Below are 16,940 nucleotides of genomic sequence, written 5' to 3' on the forward strand. Positions count from 1 at the left end.
GCGACTCTGACACGGAAGATAAGCGGGCAGCCAGCGAGCGAGTGCCCGCACACTTCAGCGACGGACTGCGCGCGCTCGTTGCTCCTCCCGTTCATTACGACAGTAGAGCCCAACCAGGGCGGCCCGTGCGCCGCCGATGCCCGGCCGGCATCTTCCTTCGCGGCCGGTTCCACACAGCTATGACGACACCACAAGACATCATCCGCCGCGACGTGCTCGCGATGACGAGCTATCCGGTTCCGGACGCCACGGGCTTCATCAAGCTCGACGCGATGGAAAACCCGTTTCCCCTGCCGCCGGTGCTGGCCGCGCATCTGGGCGAGCATCTCGCCGGCATCGCACTGAACCGCTACCCGGCGCCGCGCCCGGACGCGCTAATCGAAAAGATCAAGCGCGTGATGGGCGTGCCGGCCGGCTGCGACGTGCTGCTCGGCAACGGTTCGGATGAAATCATCAGCATGGTGTCGGTCGCGTGCGCGAAGCCGGGTGCGAAGGTGCTCGCGCCGGTGCCGGGTTTCGTGATGTACCAGATGTCGGCGAAGCTGGCGAATCTCGAATTCGTGGGCGTGCCGTTGAACGCGGACTTCACGCTCGACACCGAAGCGATGCTCGCCGCGATCGCTGAGCACGAACCCGCGATCGTCTATCTCGCGTATCCGAACAACCCCACCGGCACGCTCTTCGACGACGCCGACATGGAACGCATCGTCGCCGCGGCGAGCAAGAGCCTCGTGGTGATCGACGAGGCGTATCAACCGTTCGCCCAGCAAAGCTGGCTACCGCGCGCCGACGCGTTCGACAACGTCGTCGTGATGCGCACGGTGTCCAAGCTCGGCCTCGCCGGCATCCGTCTCGGCTACCTGGTCGGCAAGCCCGCGTGGCTGACCGAGTTCGACAAAGTGCGGCCGCCCTACAACACCAATGTGTTGACGCAGGCTGCCGCCGATTTTCTGCTCGACCACATCGACGTGCTCGATGCGCAAGCCGCGCAATTGCGCGAAGAACGCACGAAACTCGCGCAGGCGGTGGCCGCGTTGCCGGGCGCGCAAGTGTTCCCGAGCGCCGGCAACTTCCTGCTGGTGCGCGTGCCCGATGCGTCCGTTATGTTCGAAACCCTGCTCACCGCGCGGGTTCTGATCAAAAACGTGAGTAAAATGCATCCATTGCTGGCCAATTGCGTGCGTTTGACCGTCGGGTCGCCGCAGGAGAATGCGCAATTGCTGGCCGGCCTGAAACTCGTGCTGCACTGAACGAACGGCGCTGCCGTTTTCCCACCCCACACTACTATCGCTTTCTAGCTAGATTCGAGGAATTACCATGCGCCTTGCGGAAGTCGTTCGCAACACCAGCGAAACGCAGATCCGTGTGAAGATCAATCTGGACGGCACCGGTCAGCAGAAGCTGGCCACCGGTGTGCCGTTTCTGGACCACATGCTCGACCAGATCGCACGGCATGGTCTGTTCGACCTCGAGATCGAAGCGCATGGCGACTTGCATATCGATGACCATCACACGGTCGAAGACACCGGCATCACGCTCGGCCAGGCTGTCGCGAAGGCGATCGGGGACCGCAAGGGCATCCGCCGTTACGGTCATTCGTACGTGCCGCTCGACGAAGCGCTGTCGCGCGTCGTGATCGACTTTTCCGGCCGTCCGGGCCTCGAATTCCACGTACCGTTCACGCGCGCGCGCATCGGCACGTTCGACGTCGATCTGTCGATCGAGTTTTTCCGCGGCTTCGTGAATCACGCGGGCGTCACGCTGCATATCGACAACCTGCGCGGCCTGAACGCTCACCATCAGATGGAAACGGTGTTCAAGGCATTCGGCCGGGCGTTGCGTATGGCCACGGAAATGGACGAACGCGCGGCGGGCCAGATTCCGTCGACCAAGGGCAGCCTTTAAGCCTAACCAAGCCGCATTCAGCCGCTCAACTTCAGACGACTCTTTGACCAGCACCGCGCGTCGGCCGACCGTCGTTCGGCGCTGGACCTCACCGTCGATCGATTGACGGCGTTGCCGCCAAATTTGAAATGAAAACTTCGATAGCGATTGTGGATTACGGAATGGGCAACCTGCGTTCGGTTGCCCAGGCATTGCGCAAGGCTGCGCCGGAAGCGGAGGTGGCGATCGTCGACCGGCCGGAGGCGATCCGCGCGGCCGACCGCGTGGTGCTGCCCGGCCAGGGCGCGATGCCCGATTGCATGCGCAGTCTCGGCGAGTCCGGTTTGCAGGAAGCCGTGATCGAGGCGTCGCGCAGCAAGCCGTTGATGGGCGTGTGCGTCGGCGAGCAGATGCTGTTCGACTGGAGCGCGGAAGGCGACACGCCGGGCCTGGGCCTGTTGCCGGGCAAGGTACTGCGCTTCGACCTTGAAGGCCAGGTGCAGGACGACGGCTCGCGCTTCAAGGTCCCGCAAATGGGCTGGAACCGGGTGCGCCAGGCGCAGCCGCATCCGCTGTGGGACGGCGTCGCGGACAACGCGTTCTTCTATTTCGTGCACAGCTATTACGTGCAGCCGGACAACGCGGCTCATACGGCGGGCGAAACAGTGTACGGCGTGCCCTTTACCTCGGCGGTGGCGCGCGATAACATCTTCGCCACCCAATTTCACCCGGAAAAGAGCGCCGACGCGGGGCTGCGCGTGTATCGCAACTTCGTGCACTGGAACCCGTGAGCGCCTTTTTTCACCCGGTTGCCACGCGCCATTGCGCCGCAAATGCGGCGGTTGCCGCGCGCCGTAACCGCCGCACTGCGATTTCGCTTGCAAAGGACGCTCAGCAAGGGCGTCGAAAGACTTGTACTAAACTAGCGAAACGGCGTTTTGACGGACTGGCTCATCAGCCGCTACCGCCGACCTTCAACCCCTTCCCAGACAACACCCGATTGCTATGCTGCTGATTCCCGCCATCGACCTGAAAGACGGTCAGTGTGTACGCCTCAAACAAGGCGATATGGACCAGGCGACGATATTTTCCGAGGAACCGGCGGCGATGGCCCGACATTGGGTCGAGCGTGGCGCCCGCCGTTTGCACCTCGTCGACCTGAATGGCGCGTTCGCCGGCAAGCCGAAGAATGAAGAGGCGATCCGGGCGATCATCGAGGAAGTGGGCGGCGAGATTCCCGTGCAACTGGGCGGCGGTATCCGTGACCTGAACACGATCGAGCGCTATCTCGACGATGGTCTGTCGTATGTGATCATCGGCACCGCGGCGGTGAAGAATCCCGGCTTCCTGCAGGATGCGTGCACGGCGTTCGGTGGCCACATCATCGTCGGGCTGGATGCGAAAGACGGCAAAGTCGCGACCGACGGCTGGAGCAAGCTGACCGGCCACGAAGTTGCCGATCTGGCGCGCAAGTTCGAGGACTACGGCTGCGAATCGATCATCTACACCGACATCGGCCGCGACGGCATGCTGCAAGGCATCAACATCGAAGCGACGGTGCGCCTCGCGCGCGCGGTGAAGATTCCGGTGATCGCGAGCGGCGGTCTGTCGAACCTCTCCGATATCGAATCGCTGTGCGAAGTCGAAGACGAAGGCATTGAAGGCGTGATTTGCGGCCGTGCGATCTACTCGGGCGATCTCGACTTCGCGGCGGCGCAGACGCTCGCGGACCGGCTGCGCGAATCGGACGACGCGTAACCCCGCTTCGGGCTCGCGGCGGAGCCCCGAGCCCGGGCCGTCGCGGTGGCCCGATCGCGCTTCGTCTGCAGCGGACGCGGTGCTTCGTCCGCGGAAAAACGCGTCGCGCGTCGTAGCCGCGCTTTACTCGCGGCGTGATCCAGCCTCGGCAGCCTCGCGGCTGGTCGCGCCGGCATAGCGCCGCAAGCCCCCGGGTGAGCGGCCTCATCAGCGGTATTGGCAGAATTGCAAGATCATGGCTCTAGCTAAACGCATCATCCCCTGTCTCGACGTCACGGCCGGACGCGTGGTCAAGGGCGTCAACTTCGTCGAACTGCGCGATGCCGGCGACCCCGTCGAAATCGCCCGCCGTTACGACGATCAGGGCGCCGACGAACTCACCTTCCTCGACATCACCGCCACCTCCGATCAGCGCGATCTGATCCTGCCGATCATCGAAGCGGTCGCCTCGCAGGTGTTCATTCCGCTGACGGTCGGCGGTGGCGTGCGTGCCGTCGAAGACGTGCGGCGCCTCCTGAACGCGGGCGCGGACAAGATCAGCATGAACTCGTCGGCGGTCGCGAATCCGCAACTCGTCAAAGACGCGACCGACAAATACGGCTCGCAGTGCATCGTCGTCGCGATTGATGCGAAACGCGTGTCCGCGGACGGCGAGCCGCCGCGCTGGGAAGTCTTCACGCATGGCGGGCGCAAGGCCACCGGCCTCGAAGCGGTCGAATGGGCGCGCAAGATGGCCGAACTCGGTGCCGGCGAAATCCTGCTGACCAGCATGGACCGCGACGGCACCAAGAGCGGCTTTGACCTCGCGCTCACGCGCGCGGTGTCGGACGCGGTGCCGGTTCCGGTGATCGCGTCGGGCGGCGTGGGCAACCTGCAGCATCTGGCCGACGGCATCAGGAACGGTCACGCGGACGCGGTGCTGGCCGCGAGCATCTTCCACTACGGCCAGCATACCGTGGGCGAGGCCAAGCGTTTCATGGCCGATCAAGGCATTTCGGTGAGGTTGTGACGTGGTGAATCCTTCGGCGGTGAATTGGCTCGACAAGGTGAAGTGGGACGCGAACGGCCTCGTGCCGGTGATCGCGCAGGAAGCGTCGACCAACGACGTGCTGATGTTCGCGTGGATGAACCGCGAAGCGCTGGCGAAGACCATCGAATTGGGCCGTGCGGTGTACTTCTCGCGCTCCCGCCAGCGCCTGTGGTTCAAGGGCGAGGAGTCCGGCCACGTGCAGCATGTGCACGAAGTGCGGCTCGATTGCGACGAAGACGTCGTGCTGCTGAAGGTGGAGCAGGTCTCTGGCATCGCGTGCCACACCGGCCGACACTCGTGCTTTTTCCAGAAATTCGAAGGCTCGGTGGATGATGGCGACTGGCTCGCCGTCGATCCCGTGCTGAAAGACCCCGAACACATCTACAAATGACGCAATCCACCCAAACCACGTCGTCTACCTCCGATACCTTGCTGCGCCTCGCGGCGATCATCGACAGCCGTAAGGGCGGCGACCCGGACGTTTCCTACGTCTCGCGCCTGTTCCATAAGGGCGATGACGCGGTGCTCAAGAAGATCGGCGAAGAGGCCACCGAAGTCGTGCTGGCCGCCAAGGACGCGCGCCATGGCGGTGCGCTGAAGGCGCTCGTTGGCGAGGTCGCGGACCTGTGGTTCCATTGCCTCGTGATGCTGTCGCACTTCGATCTGAGTCCGGCGGACGTCCTCGCCGAACTCGAGCGCCGCGAAGGCCTGTCGGGCATCGAGGAAAAGGCGCTGCGCAAGAGCCGCGAACGCGAACAGAACGGCGATTGATCGGCCGGCCCGGCTTGAAGCCGCGCGCACCGGCGCCCATATTGCACTGAACGCATCTGAGCGCATCATCGGGAGGACGCAAGCATGGAACAGCCGAACCAGAGCTACCCGCCGCCGGCTTATCGCCACGCGATGGAGCCGGAACGCGAACGCAGTCTACGCACGCTCACCCATGTGCTGTATGCGCTATACGCGGTTCACTGGCTGACAGGCGGTCTGACGATCCTGATCGCAATCATCATCAACTACGTGAAGCGGCCCGACGTGGCGGGCACGCCGTACGAAGCCCACTTCGAATGGCAGATCCGCTCCTTCTGGCTGTGTCTGCTCGGTTACGCGATCGGCGCCATGCTGCTGCTCGTGGTGATAGGCATTCCGGTCCTGTGGGCCGTCAGCATCTGGATGTTGTACCGTATTATCAAGGGCTGGCTGTATCTGTACGATAACAAGCCGCTTGCGAATCCGCGTGCCTGGGTCTGAGTGTAGTGCGCCCGTTTATCGGGCTTTGCTCGAATTCTGCTGCGTCGCTTCGCGCTCCAGTCATACCGCGTCAGGAATACGATGAGTCACGATCCGAACTGCCTTTTCTGCAAGATCGCCGCTGGCGAGATTCCGTCGACCAAAGTCCACGAAGACGAAGAGTTCGTTGCCTTCCGCGACATCCGTCCGGCCGCCGAGACGCATGTGCTGGTGATCCCGCGCAAGCACATCGCCACGCTGTCGAATTGCACCGAAAGCGATGCGACTCTCCTTGGTAGAATGATTGTCTTGGTGGCGCGTCTGGCCGACCAGCTCGGGGTTGCCTACACCGGCGGCGAAACGGGTTTTCGCACGGTAATCAACACCGGTCCCGGCGGCGGACAGGAGGTATATCACCTGCATGCGCACATTCTCGCGGGACCGCGCCCCTGGCAACGGATGGGCTGACGCAAAAGCGGGGTCACACGCGTCGCTGCGAGTTTTGGTCGTGGACAATAGCGCGGCTGTCGTTTTTAAGCACTGTAATAACGACGACGCGACGGTTCGGCCACAATGACGTTCGTCCTGTCGCCGGTTGAATCGGAACAGTCCGCGGTCACGTAAAGAGGAAGCGCAAGCGACAGAGCAAGCGCAGGCGCTTCGGTCACGCCGCAAGGCGCAGGAATTTTGCCGCATCGCGGTGCGGTGTCGGGGTTAAGGAGAGTAGTCATGGGTTCGTTGAGCATTTGGCATTGGCTGATCGTGTTGTTGATCGTGGCACTCGTGTTCGGCACGAAGAAGCTGCGCAACATCGGCGCCGACTTGGGCGGCGCGGTGAAGGGCTTCAAGGAAGGCGTGAAGGAAGCCGAAACGCCGGCAGGTGACGCGCAGCAGCGCGAATTGCCGCGCAACGGCGCGGTGGATGTGGATGCGAAGGAAAAAGCGCCGCGTTCCGGCGATTACCGCTAAGCCGCGGCTCACCCGCGTTACTGACGGACATTCCACTTCATGCTGGACCTCGGTCTAACCAAGATGGCGCTGATCGGCGTCGTCGCGCTGGTCGTACTCGGACCGGAGCGCCTGCCACGCGTCGCCCGCACGGCTGGCGCGCTGTTCGGCCGCGCGCAGCGGTATATCAACGACGTGAAGTCCGAAGTCACGCGCGAAATCGAGCTCGACGAATTGCGGCGCATGAAGACCGAGTTCGAAACGGCCGCGAGCAATGTCGAAACCTCCGTTCAGGACAATCTGCGCAAGCACGAGAGCGAACTGAACGACGCGTGGAACAGCGGCACGTCGGTGTCGCCGAGCATTGCCGGCGGCGCGCTCGAAGACGCCGGCAATTCGTCCTGGCAGAGCAGCACGCCGGCCACGGCGCCCCGGCGCAAGAACTGGCGCGTCAAGCGGACCGCCATGCCCACCTGGTACAAACGCGCCACCACGCGTCGCACGCGCGTGCAATCGGGGGCGGCGCGTGTCGCGCGGCATACGCCCGCCACGCTGCGTCGTCCGACGCGGTTCTTCTGATGATCAGAACGACAATCTCTAACCGAGGGCCGGTGTGAGCGACCCCCAGCATACCCAGAACGAAGGCACTGAAGAGACCTTCATTTCACACCTCGTCGAATTGCGCGACCGCATCATCCGCGCGGGGCTTGCCGTCATCGTGGTGTTCATCGGACTCGTCTATTGGGCGCCGGACATTTTCCGGCTGCTCGCACGTCCGCTGATGCAGAACCTGCCGAAGGACGGCAAGATGATCGTCACCGACGTCACCGGCTCGTTTTTCGTGCCGATGAAGGTGACGATGCTGGTCGCACTCGTGATCGCGCTGCCCATCGTGCTGTACCAGATCTGGGCGTTCGTCGCGCCGGGGCTTTATCAGCACGAGAAGAAGCTGGTGGTGCCGCTCGTCGCCAGCAGTTACACGCTGTTCCTGTGCGGGATGGCGTTCGCGTACTTCGTGGTGTTCCCGACCATCTTTCGCGTGATGGCGCACTACAACGCGCCGCTCGGCGCGGAAATGACCACCGACATCGACAACTACCTGAGCTTCGTACTGACGATGTTCATCGCGTTCGGCGTGACATTCGAAGTGCCGATCGTCGTCGTGCTGCTGGTTCGCATGAACGTGGTCACGTTGAAGAAGCTCAAGGAGATCCGGCCGTATGTGATCGTCGGCGCGTTCGTGATCTCGGCCGTAGTGACGCCGCCGGACGTGTTCTCGCAACTGATCCTGGCGATTCCGCTGATCGTGCTGTACGAAGCGGGGATCATTGCTGCGCGCCTGATTGTCCGCAAGCAGCCGATCGTGGTCGAAGACGCGAGTTCTCCGCCGGGTTGAACTGCCACCCGCCGGGGCTTGCAGTAAGCAGGACCCGCGCAAAGCAAAAAGGGCAGCCCCTCGCGGACTGCCCTTTTTGCTTCCGGGGTCGGCTGGGCGCTCGCTATGCCCTGCGCGACCCGCTGCGTACTTTCCCTCTGCCTTAGCCTGCGTCGTCGTCCTGGTCGCCGCCGCCGTTATCTTCGACCGGCTGCTTCGGCGGGGGCGGGCGCTTGCCGATCGTCACGTCCACATCGATCTCGCGGCCCTTGCGCACCAGATGCACCTTCGCGGCCGTGCCCGGCTTGATCTGCGCGATGACGTTCAGCAAGCGCGTGGTGTCGGTGATTTCCTGGCCGTTCACGCTCATCAGGATGTCGCCCGGCTTGACGCCCGCGCGGTCCGCAGGGCCGCCCTTCAGCACGCCGGCAACGATCGCGCCCGACTTCTGATCGAGCCCAAACGACTCCGCGATCTCCGGCGTCACGTCCTGCGGCTCGACGCCGATCCAGCCGCGCGTGACCGTACCTGTGGTGATGATGCTCTCCAGCACACTGCGCGCGGTCGACACGGGGATCGCAAAGCCGATCCCGAGCGAGCCGCCCGAGCGCGAATAGATCGCCGTGTTGATGCCCAGCAGATTGCCGTTCTCGTCGACGAGAGCGCCGCCCGAGTTGCCCGGGTTGATCGCCGCGTCGGTCTGAATGAAGTTTTCGAACGTGTTGATGCCGAGGTGATTGCGCCCGAGTGCGCTGACGATGCCCATCGTCACCGTCTGGCCGACGCCGAACGGATTGCCGATCGCGAGCACCACGTCGCCGACGCGCGTCTGGTCCATGCGGCCCAGCGTGATGGTAGGCAGGTTGGTCATGTTGACCTTGAGCACGGCCAGATCCGTTTCAGGATCGATGCCGATCACCTTGGCGTTGGTGGTGCGGCCGTCGGCCAGCGCGATTTCGATCTGATCGGCGCCGTCCACGACGTGCTGGTTCGTTAGAATGTAACCTTCCGAACTCACTATCACTCCGGAGCCGAGGTTGGATGCCGGTTGCTCCTGCTGATTGCGTTTGTTCTTGTCGCCGAAGAAATAACGGAACAGCGGATCTTTGGCACGCGGATCGGGCGGCAGTGAGCCATCCTTGCTGGAGAACACATTGACGACCGCGGGCATGGCCTTTTGCGCGGCATCCGCGTATGACGCCTGGGCGGGGCCGCTGCCGATGCCTGGCGCCACTTCCCGCAGGGCGACGATCGGTTCGGCGAGTTGCTTGCCGAATTGCCCTTGACGCTGGAGCCACTGCGGTTTGAGGGTCGCAATGATGAACATCAGCGCCAACAGCACAGTCACCGCTTGGGCAAAGAACAGCCAAAAGCGTCTAAGCATCTGAAGACTAGAGGTTTATATGGATCGGATCGAACTTGAATTGTACTTGAACAATCTTCTTGAAACCGCGCGCTTCAAGGACTATTGCCCCAATGGATTGCAGGTCGAAGGGCGGCGCCGGATCAATAAACTCGCGACCGGCGTGACCGCGTCGGTGGCCTTCCTGGAGGCCGCGCTCGACTGGGGCGCGGACGCCGTGCTGGTCCACCACGGCTACTTCTGGCGCAACGAAGAGCCGCAGATCACCGGGCGCAAACATGCGCGCCTGAAACTGCTGATCGGCAATGACCTGAACCTGTTCGCCTATCACCTGCCGCTCGACGACCACCCCGAGTTCGGCAACAACGCGCAGATCGGCGCGAAGATGGGCTGGATCAGCGACGCGCGCTTCGGCGAGAACGGTCTCGGCTGGCTCGCCACTTTTCCGATGCCGATCACGCTCGCGCACTTCACTGCGGAAATCGAGCAGACACTCGGCCGCACGCCGCTCGTGTTCGGCGATCCGGACCGCGAACTGCGGCGCGTGGGCTGGTGCACGGGCGCCGCGCAAGGCATGTTCGACGCGGCGATCAACGCGGGCGCCGACGTCTACCTGACCGGCGAAGTCTCGGAGTCAATAATGCATACGTCGGCGGAGAGCGGCGTCGCCTTTCTCGCGGCCGGACATCATGCAACCGAGCGCTTCGGCGTGCAGGCGGTGGGCAAGCACCTGTCCGAGCAGTTCGATATGGAACACCTCTTTATCGATATCCCTAATCCAGTTTGAATTGCGATTTGCATTAAAGAAGAAAAAGGCGCGAATAACGCAGAGGGTGCTTAAAAGGAGGTACAAAAAAGTTTGCGATCCGTACGGAGAAACCCTGAGTTATCAAGGGCTTCGCACGGTTTTTGGCAATCGGCCCTTGTAAATGGCGACTCCATTCGCGCAAACTAGCGGCGGTAGAAGCGACGTGAAGGAAAAATCCAACTCAGAAGTGGGGCCTGTGATGCGAGACAAGGAAGATGAACGCGTCGTCGACGGCAGCCGCCGTAACTGGCTGGTAGCGACGACCGTAGCAGGTGGCATCGGAGGTGTTGCCATTGTCGTACCCTTTGTTAGTTCGTTTGCACCATCTGAAAAGGCCAAGGCAGCAGGCGCCCCGGTCGAAGTCGATATCAGCAATCTCAAGCCCGGCGACATGATGACCGTCGCCTGGCGTGGCAAGCCGGTGTGGATCATCAACCGCACGGACCAGATGCTCGCCGATGTCCAGAAAGCCGATAACCAGGTAGCGGATCCTCTCAGCAAGAATCCCTTTTCGATGCCGTTACCGGAGTACTGCAACAACGAATTCCGTTCACGCGCCGAGAACAAGCATCTTCTAGTCGCCGTCGCCGTGTGCACCCATCTGGGCTGTACGCCGACGCCGCGCTTCCAGCCGGGCGCGCAGCCCAATCTTCCGGACGACTGGCCAGGCGGCTTCCTGTGCCCGTGCCACGGCTCGACCTACGACATGGCCGGCCGCGTCTTCAAGAACAAACCCGCGCCGCAAAACCTCGATATCCCGCGCTTCATGTTCACGTCGGCCACCGGCCTCGTGATCGGGAAGGACGAGAAAGGAGAAGCGTAATGGCGAGCGACCACGAAGTAGAGACGACCGGGCTGGCCGGCTGGATCGACCGGCGCTTCCCGATGACTTCCACCTGGAAGAAGCACGTTTCCGAGTACTACGCGCCGAAGAACTTCAACTTCTGGTACTTCTTCGGTTCACTCGCACTGCTGGTGCTGGTCAACCAGATCGTCACCGGCATCTTCCTCACGATGAACTACAAACCCGACGCGACGCTCGCGTTCTCGTCGGTCGAGTACATCATGCGCGAGGTGCCGTGGGGCTGGCTGATCCGCTATATGCACTCCACCGGCGCGTCGATGTTTTTTGTCGTGGTGTATCTGCACATGTTCCGCGGGCTGATGTACGGCTCGTACCGCAAGCCGCGCGAACTGGTGTGGATCTTCGGCTGCCTGATCTTCCTGAGCCTGATGGCCGAGGCGTTCTTCGGCTATCTGCTGCCATGGGGGCAGATGTCGTTCTGGGGCGCGCAGGTGATCGTCAACCTGTTCTCAGCGATCCCGTTCATCGGCCCGGATCTGTCGCTGTGGATTCGCGGCGACTACGTGGTCTCGGACGTCACGCTGAACCGCTTCTTCGCGTTTCATGTGATCGCGATTCCGCTGGTGCTGGTGGGCCTCGTGATCGCCCACCTGGTCGCGCTGCATGAAGTGGGGTCGAACAACCCGGACGGCATCGAGATCAAGGCGAAGAAAGGCCCGGACGGCGTGCCGCTCGACGGCATTCCGTTCCACCCGTTCTACTCGGTGCACGACTTCATGGGCGTGACGGTGTTCCTGCTGATCTTCGCGGCGATCATCTTCTTCGCGCCGGAGATGGGCGGCTACTTCCTCGAAGCCAACAACTTCGTGCCGGCCAATCCGCTGCAAACGCCGCCGGAAATCGCGCCGGTGTGGTACTTCACAGCCTTCTACGCGATGCTGCGCGCCACCACCGATCCGTTCAAGATCGTGCTGATGATCGTGATCGCGCTGCTCGGCCTGCTCGCGCTGGTGCGCGCGCGCGGCAAGTGGAAGCTCGGCTTGCCCGCGCTCGCGGTGCTGGTGATACTGGCGATGGCCTTCACCGAGTCGAAGTTCTGGGGCGTGGTGGTGATGGGCAGCGCGGTGATCTCGCTGTTCTTCCTGCCGTGGCTCGATCACTCGCCGGTGAAATCGATCCGCTACCGGCCCTTTTTTCACAAGGTGTTCTACGGGATCTTCGTGCTTGCTTTCCTGACGTTGGGCTTCCTCGGCACCAGGCCGCCGTCGCCTGCCTCGACGTTGATTGCTCAGGTGTGCGCGCTGATCTATTTCGCGTTTTTCCTCGGCATGCCGTTCTGGACTCGGCTTGGCAAGTTCAAGCAGCCGCCCGAACGGGTGCGGTTCAAGCCTCACTAATCGCGAGCCAGGAGAACACGAAATGAAGAAACTGCTTTCGACGTGCGCGCTGATCGGCGCGACACTGCTCGCGGTGCTGGCCGCTCCGGCTTACGCGGACGAGAATTTCCATCTCGACCGCGCGCCGGATAACGCGGAGAATTTCGCTTCTTTGCAGCACGGCGCGCAATTGTTTGTAAACTACTGCCTGAATTGCCACAGTGCGAGTTTGATGCGCTACAACCGCCTGACCGATATCGGCATAACGCCGAGCGAAATTCAGACGAACCTGCTCTTCACCACCGACAAGGTCGGCAACACGATGACCGTGGCGATGCGCCCGGACGACGCGAAAGCGTGGTTCGGGGCGGCGCCGCCGGATCTGTCGGTGGAAGCGCGGGCGCGGGGCAAGGACTGGCTCTACACGTATTTGCGCAGTTTTTATCGCGACAATACGCGGCCCACCGGCTGGAACAATATGGTGTATGAGAACGTGAGCATGCCTCACGTACTGTGGCAGCTCCAGGGGCAACGTGCAGCGAAGTTCGGTGACGAAACGGACGAAAAAACTGGCGAGACGGTACACAAATTTGTCGGCTTCCAGCAGCTCACTCCGGGGACGATGTCGCCGGTAGATTATGATTCTGCTGTGGCCGACCTCGTGTCGTACCTGTCATGGATGTCCGAACCGACGCAGAAAACCCGCAAACAGCTTGGCGTGTGGGTGCTGCTGTTCCTCGGTATCCTGAGCTTTTTCGCCTGGCGACTGAACGCCGCGTACTGGAAACATATCAAATAATCACGCCGTCACCCGGCGTGGGGCCGGCGCCAGGAGAAACCTGCTGAACGGTTTTTCCGTGCGCTGGCCCTTCAGCTTTTTGAGGAAACGTAAACATGATGGTTCTGTATTCCGGCACAACTTGCCCGTTCTCCCAGCGTTGCCGGCTGGTGTTGTTCGAAAAGGGCATGGACTTCGAAATCCGCGACGTCGACCTGTTTAACAAGCCGGAAGACATCGCCGTGATGAATCCGTATGGTCAAGTGCCGATTCTCGTCGAACGGGACCTGATTCTGTACGAATCGAACATCATCAACGAGTACATCGACGAGCGCTTCCCGCATCCGCAACTGATGCCGGCCGATCCGGTGCAGCGCGCCCGCGCCCGTCTGTTCCTGCTGAACTTCGAAAAGGAACTGTTCGTGCACGTCGGCACGCTCGAAAACGAGAAGGGCAAGGCCGCCGAGAAAAATCACGAGAAGGCCCGTCTCGCGATCCGCGATCGCCTGACGCAGCTCGCGCCGATCTTCCTGAAGAACAAGTACATGCTCGGCGAAGAGTTCTCGATGCTCGACGTCGCGATCGCACCGCTCCTGTGGCGTCTGGATCACTACGGCATCGAGCTGTCGAAGAACGCCGCACCGCTGATGAAGTACGCCGAGCGCATTTTCAGCCGCCCGGCTTATATCGAAGCGCTGACGCCTTCGGAAAAGGTGATGCGTCGTTGAGTTTGGCTTTGGGGTGAGGGCACCGCGCAGCTCGTTGCGCGGGCCCGAGCCCGGTAAGAGGACTGTTGATGCAAGAGATTTCCACGAAGCCTTACCTGCTGCGCGCGCTCTACGAATGGTGCACGGACAACGGCTATACGCCGCACATCGCGGTCCGGGTCGACAATCAGACGCGCGTGCCGCGTCAGTTCGTGCGCGACAACGAGATCGTGTTGAACATCAGCTTCGAGGCGACCAGCCAGTTGCAGATGGGCAACGAGTGGATCGAGTTCAGCGCGCGTTTCTCCGGCAAGTCGCACAAGATCGAGGTGCCGGTCGCGAATATTCTCGCGATCTATGCGCGCGAAAACGGGCAGGGTATGGCGTTTCCGGTCGAGTCGGCGGGCGGCGAAGCGCAGGATTCCGGCGCCGATGCGGTCCCGGCGGACGAGGCCGCAGCGCCGGCTGCACCCGCAGCGCCGCGCGCGGTCGAGACGTCGCCAGCGAGTGACACAACTGCGGCGAAGGCGGATAGCGCGACGAACGTCCCCCAGCCGGACGATGATGGTTCGAAAGGTGGCGGAAGGGCTCGCCTCAAGATCGTAAAATGAAGTAGAATCACGGCCTCACGCCGGCTTAGCTCATCAGGTAGAGCGCTTGACTTGTAATCATGAGGTGGCGGGTTCGAGTCCTGCAGCCGGCACCAGTAGTACGAAACGGGGTTTCTGTTCGATCAGAAACCCCGTTTTTTTATTTGCGGGTCCGCAATTCAAATTCATTGGGCGTGCGATTAACCTGGTCATGCCGGGATGCATAAATGGTCGTATTGCGGATGGAAACGAGCTTGAATGCGTTGAACGCCAAAAGATGACTAATGGCCATTAAACGTTAAAAAGACAAGTTGCGGACCGCGACGGGTCCGCAACTGAAGGACGCCCTATTTGTCTGACTGCGGACGCTAGGCGATTACCACGCCACGCCACTTTTTGATCTCTCAGGTTCTTTTTTTCAGCCATATGGCTACTAGTGAGAACTATACCGAGAGGATAGGCGTCTGTCTATTTTGCTCATTGAAATCGATGTTAAAACCTCACGCTACGCAATAGGCCGTCGATTCTCTATTTATGCATTTTGCATATTTTCGGCATTAAAGCCTTTCTGTCCCACCAAATGAATATTGGATCGGCGTCGAGAAAACAACGTGTATCGCAATTGTCGTTGCAGGCCGGCTTGGTGATTGAAGTGCCTTTGCCGTGCGATGGTGCCGACAGCACGCTGGGATCGCTCATGCCTTTCGCCATCAAGGCCGCCGGCTGGACCTATCGAGCCTTTGCGTACAGCATCGGTGAGACCGGCAACGGCTCAAAATCACCATATCTCTTTCACCTTGTCGATTGTGGATTTTGTTGTCCACATTTCCTGCGCCGACGCCCGCTCCAATTCCGTCCGTCCGCGAATAGCGCACCGCGAAACCGCGCGACAGCGGTACTATTCGGGCGTCAGTCGGCATCGCTAACAAGTACTCCGGCGGGCAGCGCCCCCAACGACGCAACGTTTTCCGCACGTCCCTTCCGCAACACCGATCCCACCTCACCATGACCAGCCCCGCAACCATTACCTGGCCCGAAGCCGACGGCCCCCGCACCGCACGCTGGCGTTCCGAAGCCGCCGTGCCGCCGCCCAAACGTGTCATCGTCGCTGACGACCGTACCACCGCCGATTCGGCCTACCGCCTCGCCTGCGAAGGCACCGCGCTGCTGTGGAACGGCGACTTCCAGAACGCTCGTCAGTTGCTCCAGGCGGTCACGCGCCGGCTCGAGCGCAAACCGCGCAAGCAGGGCGAAACGCCGGTCGACGCGTTCAACCTGCATCGTCAGGCGCAGTCGCAACGCGCGCGCACGCTCGGCATGATCCTGATTCCGCTCGACGCCGCTTACGGCATTCCACTGCGCCGCGCACCCGACGTGCAGCAGGCCTGTACGGAAACCTACGGCCCGCCCAACGACGAGGCGTCGGTCGTGTCGCTGCGCGAACTGCTCGGTCTGATTGGCGCGTTCGAGTGGCGCAAGAAGGGTGTCGAGATTCCCGCGCTCGGCGAGCGCATCCATCCCCACTACGGCGTGTTTTCGCCGGTGCGTGGTGAGTACGTCGAGCTCGTCGCGCGCACGCCGCTGCCGTCGCTGAACAAGGCGTTCGACATCGGCACCGGGACCGGTGTGTTGGCCGCGCTGCTCGCCAAACGCGGCGTGAAGAAAATCGTCGCGACCGATCAGGACCCGCGAGCGCTCGCCTGTGCGCGCGAGAACCTCACGCGCCTCGGCTGCGACCAGCAGGTCGAGGTCGTGCAGGCGGATCTGTTTCCCGAAGGCCGGGCGCCGCTCGTCGTGTGCAACCCTCCATGGGTGCCGGCACGACCCGCCTCGCCGATCGAATATGCGGTCTACGATCCGGAAAGCCGCATGCTGCTCGGCTTCCTGAACGGCCTCGCGGAGCATTTGTCGCCGGGCGGAGAGGGCTGGCTGATCCTGTCGGATTTCGCTGAGCATCTCGGCTTGCGGTCGCGCGAATGGCTGCTTGCTGCAATCGAAAAGGCCGCGCTGACGGTGGTGGGACGCGAGGATATTCGCCCGCTCCATCCGAAGTCGACCGATGAGACCGATGCGCTACACGCGGCGCGGGCGGCCGAGGTGACGTCGTTGTGGCGACTCAAGGCGCGTTAAGCGGATGAGGCGGGCGAGGCGGGGCGCGATGCGTTGGCGCGGCTGAGAGGCGGCGCGTCGCACATCACGCTGACGCGCCTCGCGTCTCGGGAAACCTCGTGATACGCCACACGGCAGCGCCGTCGTTGTGGTCCCAAAAGCGTATTGGCGGTCAAAAA

Annotated in this window: 22 protein-coding genes and 1 tRNA gene; 21 read left to right on the forward strand and 2 right to left on the reverse strand. The window is 62.1% G+C overall.

Translation table 11 applies throughout. The features are described from left to right. The first annotated feature begins 179 nt into the window (after positions 1-179). The 12 genes from hisC (at position 180) to tatC (ending at position 8,246) form a co-directional block, all read left to right on the forward strand. Positions 180-1,250, forward strand: a complete 1,071-nt coding sequence (hisC, locus tag HV770_RS27500; RefSeq protein ID WP_175164716.1) for a histidinol-phosphate transaminase — start codon at positions 180-182, stop codon at positions 1,248-1,250. 67 nt (positions 1,251-1,317) lie between these two features. Continuing rightward, a complete protein-coding gene (gene hisB / locus HV770_RS27505; RefSeq protein WP_042329170.1) occupies positions 1,318-1,905 on the forward strand; it encodes an imidazoleglycerol-phosphate dehydratase HisB in 588 nt (195 codons plus the stop codon). Positions 1,906-2,033: 128 nt separating this feature from the next. Continuing rightward, positions 2,034-2,675 carry an imidazole glycerol phosphate synthase subunit HisH gene (gene hisH / locus HV770_RS27510; protein WP_175164717.1) on the forward strand — a complete coding sequence of 214 codons (642 nt, stop codon included), beginning with the start codon at positions 2,034-2,036 and terminating at the stop codon, positions 2,673-2,675. Positions 2,676-2,889: 214 nt separating this feature from the next. Further along, positions 2,890-3,642, forward strand: coding sequence for a 1-(5-phosphoribosyl)-5-[(5-phosphoribosylamino)methylideneamino]imidazole-4-carboxamide isomerase (gene hisA, locus HV770_RS27515; protein ID WP_175164718.1), 753 nt, complete (start codon positions 2,890-2,892; stop codon positions 3,640-3,642). Between the two features lie 235 nt (positions 3,643-3,877). Further along, positions 3,878-4,651, forward strand: coding sequence for an imidazole glycerol phosphate synthase subunit HisF (gene hisF / locus HV770_RS27520; RefSeq protein ID WP_175164719.1), 774 nt, complete (start codon positions 3,878-3,880; stop codon positions 4,649-4,651). Between the two features lies 1 nt (position 4,652). Next, positions 4,653-5,063: a phosphoribosyl-AMP cyclohydrolase gene (gene hisI / locus HV770_RS27525; protein ID WP_175164720.1), complete on the forward strand. Its 411-nt coding sequence runs from the start codon at positions 4,653-4,655 to the stop codon at positions 5,061-5,063. Beyond that, on the forward strand, positions 5,060-5,443 hold the full coding sequence (locus HV770_RS27530) for a phosphoribosyl-ATP diphosphatase (protein WP_175164721.1): 384 nt from the start codon (positions 5,060-5,062) through the stop codon (positions 5,441-5,443). The genes hisI and HV770_RS27530 overlap by 4 nt, the downstream gene beginning before the upstream one ends. Positions 5,444-5,527: 84 nt before the next feature. Continuing rightward, positions 5,528-5,923: a DUF4870 family protein gene (locus tag HV770_RS27535; protein WP_175164722.1), complete on the forward strand. Its 396-nt coding sequence runs from the start codon at positions 5,528-5,530 to the stop codon at positions 5,921-5,923. 81 nt (positions 5,924-6,004) lie between these two features. Next, positions 6,005-6,370 (forward strand): histidine triad nucleotide-binding protein, encoded by a 366-nt coding sequence (locus HV770_RS27540; protein ID WP_175164723.1) that lies wholly within the window; start codon positions 6,005-6,007, stop codon positions 6,368-6,370. A gap of 261 nt (positions 6,371-6,631) precedes the next feature. Beyond that, the gene (tatA, locus tag HV770_RS27545; protein WP_168663708.1) at positions 6,632-6,871 is read left to right on the forward strand and encodes a Sec-independent protein translocase subunit TatA; all 240 of its coding nucleotides are present in this window, start codon (positions 6,632-6,634) and stop codon (positions 6,869-6,871) included. A gap of 39 nt (positions 6,872-6,910) precedes the next feature. Then, a complete protein-coding gene (gene tatB / locus HV770_RS27550) occupies positions 6,911-7,429 on the forward strand; it encodes a Sec-independent protein translocase protein TatB (RefSeq protein WP_175164724.1) in 519 nt (172 codons plus the stop codon). A gap of 34 nt (positions 7,430-7,463) precedes the next feature. Continuing rightward, positions 7,464-8,246, forward strand: a complete 783-nt coding sequence (gene tatC, locus HV770_RS27555) for a twin-arginine translocase subunit TatC (protein ID WP_175164725.1) — start codon at positions 7,464-7,466, stop codon at positions 8,244-8,246. Positions 8,247-8,388: 142 nt separating this feature from the next. Here the strand turns inward: tatC and HV770_RS27560 are convergent, their stop codons facing one another. Then, complete coding sequence (locus HV770_RS27560) at positions 8,389-9,609, reverse strand: Do family serine endopeptidase (protein WP_175164726.1); 1,221 nt, start codon at positions 9,607-9,609, stop codon at positions 8,389-8,391. Positions 9,610-9,628: 19 nt separating this feature from the next. Here HV770_RS27560 and HV770_RS27565 point away from each other — a divergent pair, with 19 nt between their 5' ends. The 4 genes from HV770_RS27565 to HV770_RS27580 all read left to right on the forward strand — a co-directional run bounded on the left by HV770_RS27565 (position 9,629) and on the right by HV770_RS27580 (position 13,376). Further along, positions 9,629-10,375: a Nif3-like dinuclear metal center hexameric protein gene (locus tag HV770_RS27565; RefSeq protein WP_175164727.1), complete on the forward strand. Its 747-nt coding sequence runs from the start codon at positions 9,629-9,631 to the stop codon at positions 10,373-10,375. Between the two features lie 220 nt (positions 10,376-10,595). Continuing rightward, positions 10,596-11,219 carry a ubiquinol-cytochrome c reductase iron-sulfur subunit gene (gene petA, locus HV770_RS27570; RefSeq protein ID WP_175164777.1) on the forward strand — a complete coding sequence of 208 codons (624 nt, stop codon included), beginning with the start codon at positions 10,596-10,598 and terminating at the stop codon, positions 11,217-11,219. Further along, positions 11,219-12,598, forward strand: a complete 1,380-nt coding sequence (locus HV770_RS27575) for a cytochrome b (protein ID WP_175164728.1) — start codon at positions 11,219-11,221, stop codon at positions 12,596-12,598. The genes petA and HV770_RS27575 overlap by 1 nt, the downstream gene beginning before the upstream one ends. Before the next feature lie 22 nt (positions 12,599-12,620). Beyond that, a complete protein-coding gene (locus tag HV770_RS27580) occupies positions 12,621-13,376 on the forward strand; it encodes a cytochrome c1 (RefSeq protein WP_175164729.1) in 756 nt (251 codons plus the stop codon). Here the strand turns inward: HV770_RS27580 and HV770_RS27585 are convergent. Then, positions 13,369-13,545: a hypothetical protein gene (locus HV770_RS27585; RefSeq protein WP_175164665.1), complete on the reverse strand. Its 177-nt coding sequence runs from the start codon at positions 13,543-13,545 to the stop codon at positions 13,369-13,371. The genes HV770_RS27580 and HV770_RS27585 overlap by 8 nt on opposite strands. Between HV770_RS27585 and HV770_RS27590 the strand changes: the two genes are divergently transcribed. From HV770_RS27590 to HV770_RS27610, 5 genes are all read left to right on the forward strand, one after another. Continuing rightward, positions 13,472-14,083 (forward strand): glutathione S-transferase N-terminal domain-containing protein, encoded by a 612-nt coding sequence (locus HV770_RS27590; RefSeq protein WP_006052302.1) that lies wholly within the window; start codon positions 13,472-13,474, stop codon positions 14,081-14,083. The two genes, HV770_RS27585 and HV770_RS27590, sit on opposite strands and share 74 nt — an antisense overlap. 68 nt (positions 14,084-14,151) lie before the next feature. After that, positions 14,152-14,673 carry a ClpXP protease specificity-enhancing factor gene (locus HV770_RS27595; RefSeq protein WP_175164730.1) on the forward strand — a complete coding sequence of 174 codons (522 nt, stop codon included), beginning with the start codon at positions 14,152-14,154 and terminating at the stop codon, positions 14,671-14,673. Between the two features lie 19 nt (positions 14,674-14,692). After that, positions 14,693-14,768: transfer RNA gene (locus HV770_RS27600), tRNA-Thr, on the forward strand. A 464-nt stretch (positions 14,769-15,232) separates the two neighbouring features. Beyond that, a complete protein-coding gene (locus tag HV770_RS27605; RefSeq protein ID WP_175164731.1) occupies positions 15,233-15,661 on the forward strand; it encodes a hypothetical protein in 429 nt (142 codons plus the stop codon). Then, on the forward strand, positions 15,658-16,782 hold the full coding sequence (locus tag HV770_RS27610; RefSeq protein ID WP_175164732.1) for a methyltransferase: 1,125 nt from the start codon (positions 15,658-15,660) through the stop codon (positions 16,780-16,782). The genes HV770_RS27605 and HV770_RS27610 overlap by 4 nt, the downstream gene beginning before the upstream one ends. Positions 16,783-16,940: the final 158 nt, after the last annotated feature.

The organism is Paraburkholderia fynbosensis, from assembly GCF_902859935.1.
GTDB classification, from domain to species: Bacteria; Pseudomonadota; Gammaproteobacteria; order Burkholderiales; family Burkholderiaceae; genus Paraburkholderia; species Paraburkholderia fynbosensis.